The organism is Lutibacter sp., from assembly GCF_040883305.1.
In the GTDB taxonomy this organism is placed as follows: Bacteria; Bacteroidota; Bacteroidia; order Flavobacteriales; family Flavobacteriaceae; genus Lutibacter.
The window spans coordinates 1-4273 of record NZ_JBFLKT010000370.1; the positions used below are offsets into that span (position 1 = coordinate 1).

At 26.6% G+C, this 4273-nt stretch carries 3 protein-coding genes; all 3 read right to left on the bottom strand.

Annotated features, from left to right (window positions below; translation table 11 throughout):
• The coding region (locus AB1Z17_RS11875) for a hypothetical protein (protein ID WP_368052008.1) at window positions 1–1182 on the bottom strand (1182 nt) is incomplete at its 3' end.
• Between the two features lie 127 nt (window positions 1183–1309).
• On the bottom strand, window positions 1310–2110 hold the full coding sequence (locus tag AB1Z17_RS11880; protein WP_368052009.1) for a response regulator transcription factor: 801 nt from the start codon (window positions 2108–2110) through the stop codon (window positions 1310–1312).
• A 14-nt stretch (window positions 2111–2124) separates the two neighbouring features.
• Entirely contained in the window at window positions 2125–4125 is a 2001-nt protein-coding gene (locus AB1Z17_RS11885; RefSeq protein ID WP_368052010.1) for a histidine kinase dimerization/phosphoacceptor domain -containing protein, read from the bottom strand.
• Window positions 4126–4273 lie beyond the last annotated feature (148 nt).

The window sequence follows — 4273 nt, forward strand, 5'->3', positions numbered from 1 at the left end:
AGCAGCTCGTTTATCTCCTAAAAAGGTTGTCCAATTATTCTCCCATTTATAGTCCTCACCATATTGGGAAGATGCGAGAATTTGAGCAGATTCAATATCAATTACCTCATATGAGCCTTTTATATTTGCAGTAGCAGTTTTATGAAAATCGGTCATTCGTGCAACTACATCACCATAAACTGTTTTTGTTCGTTCTTTTCCTTTACTATCTATGTACTTTTTAGTTCCAATTGCCACGTTAACTGATCTTCGTCTTTCTGCATCTCTAATTTTTTCTCCGTGTGAACTTGTAAGTTGCATTACCTTACCAGTAATAATTAAATGAACACCTAAAGCTTGCCCAAATTTAGCTATTGAAGATTGATTTATGATACCATTATTATGATTGAGGTCATGTTCTTGTAAAATTGAGTTTAATCTATCCCTAGTATAGATTTCTATGAATTCATTAGCACTTGCATTATTTAATATTTCTGAACGTAATTTATCGGAAATCATTTCTCCTGCACTACCAAATTGTGTAGTACCACTTTTATTATCAAATGGTAATATTGCAACTCGAGTTGTCGCATTTTTACGTGCTGTCTCATATAAAACATTACAATCTTTATAGCCACTTGTATAATTAGTGGCTTTTTTAAATTCTTTAGCGGCTGCTTTTTGACTACCTCGAGTTAAATTTTTTGAAAATTCAACACCTTTTTTGTAATGCATTTCTGTTGCTAAGTTTATGGACTCAACTAAAGATTTCTGGGCTAGTTCTAACTCTTCTGTCACATTAACTCGATTAAAATTTAACTTGACCTTCTTTTTTTTAATAATTACAAGAACTTCTCTTCCTTTTCTATCAAGTTTTTTTAATAAATTATACTTTTCAATTATTCGTCTGCGATAATTTACAGTATTATCGCTAATAAAGGTTTTACTTTTGTTTTTTAAATCTAAAATATCTTCATTTAAAATTTCAAGCGCCATATTAAATGAAACGGACAATACCTCTTGTCCATCTTTGCTTTTAGGTTTAACTCTAATATAATCAATTGCCTTTAATGAGGCATTAACATAATCGCCATCGTCATAATAATTATTCATTGCTCTTTTAATTTGACTTGCGCTTTGAGAGTAACTGGATAAAGTCATTAATAAACAAGAAAATAATAAAATCTTCATAGTTTTTTTCATGTGTGTACAATTTAAATTGTTATTAAAAATAATTAAGTCTTAAAATTCCAATTATCTTAAACAATGACCAATAAAAAATGAAAATTCAGGGAATTGTAGTGAAAATACCGAAAAAAGCGAAAAGTGATTAACTTTGAAACAGACTATCTAGTCTTTTTTTAACTTCTTTAGAGTAGGTTTCTTTAATACTAAATTGTTGCTTGTTAATAGAGAGCTTAGTTCCGTTTATACGGCCATTAAAGGATTTTGATAATAAATTAACAATGGTGCTTTCGTTAATACGTATAAAGTGGTAGGGTACTAAATTTAATAGATTTTTTAACGAAGATTTGTAATAAAATCGCTTATTTTTAAGGGTTTCAATTCGCACATAATTATTACGTATGGACTCGTATTTTTGTGCAGAATGTTTTATTGCTTCCGTAGTGATAAAAGTTATATCTGTAAAATTTAAAGGAACTCGAGTCACCTCATTTTTACCATATAATTTTATTTTATCTAAATAATCTACATAAACCATAATTCCTTCATTAGGAAATGCTTCCGTTGTTTTTTGTTGTTGTAAAACAGTTTTAATGGAGCGTAATAAATGTGCTGTATCTAGTTGCGGTTTTGTTTTAACTTCAAAAATATTTGGATTGGTGCGTAAGGCTCTCTTAAATGTAACATCATCGGCAAAATCAGTGACATAAATAAACGGAATTTTATAGGTTTTGTAGAGTTCTTCTCCTAAATCTATCCCATCTTTTTCACCTTGTAAATTAATATCTAATAAAACTAAATCGGGTGTTTTAAGTTTTAAGCTAGTTGTTGCTTCGATATAACTTTTTGTGTATTGTAACACATTAAAATTTTCTTTTACTAAAAAGCGTCTTAACCTTTCGTATAAAATTGGTTCGTCTTCAACAATCAAAATAGTAGTTTTCATAGTAATTAATTAGGTTAAAATTTAATAGTTAATTGAACACCATTATTAGAGTTTAAGTCAAAAGTTCCGTTTAGTTGTTCACTTAATAATTTTATAATTCTGATTCCAAAAGTTGTAGATTTATCTAAATTAAATGTAGTTGGTAACCCCTTCCCACTATCCTGCAAGGTTAAGAAATACTTATTTTTATTACTTGTAATCGTTATTTCTATACTACCTTTTTCTGAATCTTCAAATGCATATTTAAAAGCATTAGTCAAAAACTCGTTAATAATTAAACCTAAGGGAAATGATTTATTGGTTGAAATTGTTAAATCATCGGGTATATGTTGTACTACTTTTATATTTTTGTTTGCAAAGCTATTTTCAATATTTTTAACAAGTTCCTGCACATATTTTTTTACATTAAGTGTAGCTAATTTCTTGTTGCTATACAATTGTTTATGTACTTGATTTATACTTGAAACTCTGTGTTGTAATTCGGTTAATTTATGTTCAAAGGGTTTATCTGAAAATTCTTCTTTTGCAACTTCAATAAAAGTATCTATAATACCTAAATTATTTTTTACACGATGGTGTAATTCTTTTTGAAGATTTTCAATTAACGATTGCTGTTTTTTATTTTTTTTGTAGTAATAACTAAAAATAAATAATGTGATTATTGAAGTTCCTAAACCGCCACTTAACAACCATTTTTGTGTTTTTTCTTTTTCTATTTGGAGTGTTTGTTCGATCTTTTCTGCTTTTAATTGTATGTTTTCTTTTTCTTTTTGTTCGGTTTGGTATTTTGTTTCAATTTCAGTAACCTTTGAATTTCTTTTTTCTAACAAAATTAAATCATTAGTATTTTTAAATTTTTTAAAAAAAGATAATGATTTTCTAAAGTTAAATTTACCCTCATTTACAATGGCTAAATTCTGATAAATCGCAGATTTGGTTTCTAGATCGACTAAATTTTTGTGAATTGTATCTTTAGATATTTCTAATAACAATGTTTCAGCTGAATCAAATTGTCTTAGATCAATAAAAGCAGAAGCTAAAGTTTGTTTTGCTCCAATAATTGCTAATTTATGGTTTAATTCTTTTGCAATATTTAAAGCCTTTTTTGCGTATTCTATTGATTTATTATGGTTTTGCATTCGGTTATAAACAACAGAGATATTGTTTAGTACATCAAATTCGTAAAGTTTGTTACCTACTGATTTATAATGTTTTAAAGCAATATTGTTATGAATAATTGCCTTTTTGTAATTTCCCCATCTTGAGTATGTAATACCTAATCCGTGATGGTGTATATTTATATATAGAGGGTTGTTAATTAATAATGAGTCTTTTAAAGCCATTAAATAATAATTTTCTGCTTTTTGAAATTGTTCAAGTTCTGTATAAGCATTTCCAATACAATATAAGGAATGACTTTTTGCTAAGTAATTTTTTAGTCTATCTGCGTATTCTGCTCCTTTTAAATACGCTTTTATCATGTTTTCAGTATCACCAATATTTTCATAAGAAATTCCCAAATTGGAATATACCGTTGCAATTGCATTCCCTGCAGGATTCTTTAAGTATATTTCAATTCCTTTTAAATATGTTTCAATTGCTTTATCATATTTTTCAAAGTGATTATTTACCCTACCTAAATGGTTAAGATCTACTAGTTGAAAATTTACATCTTTAGAATTTTTACTAATTTTTATAGCTTTTAATGCAAATTTTTCAGCATTTATTAGATCTTCTTTTTTAATATAACACTCAGAAATATATTTATAAGCTCTAGATTCTAACTTACTTTTCTTCATTATATTTGAAAGTGTTGCCATCTGTTTAAAATATTCTATTGAATTATCTGGAGAGGCGTAATTAATTAAGTAGGTATTTAGTTCTTCTAAGATTTTGATTTTTTCAACATTGGTAGTTGAAACTTTTAATACTGCTTTTAAACTATCAATTTTTAAATTTTGACTTGTAAGTATAGAAAAAGAGAATATAAAAATATAAAGCAATTTTAATTTCATAGCATTTTTATTCAAAAATAACCTTTTAAGTTCTAATAAATTATGACTTATATTAGGCTTTTCTTAATAAATTAAGATATTTTGAAATATTTGTTATTTTTTTTAATCAAAAATCGTATTTTATTAATTATTTTTAAATTAAATAAAC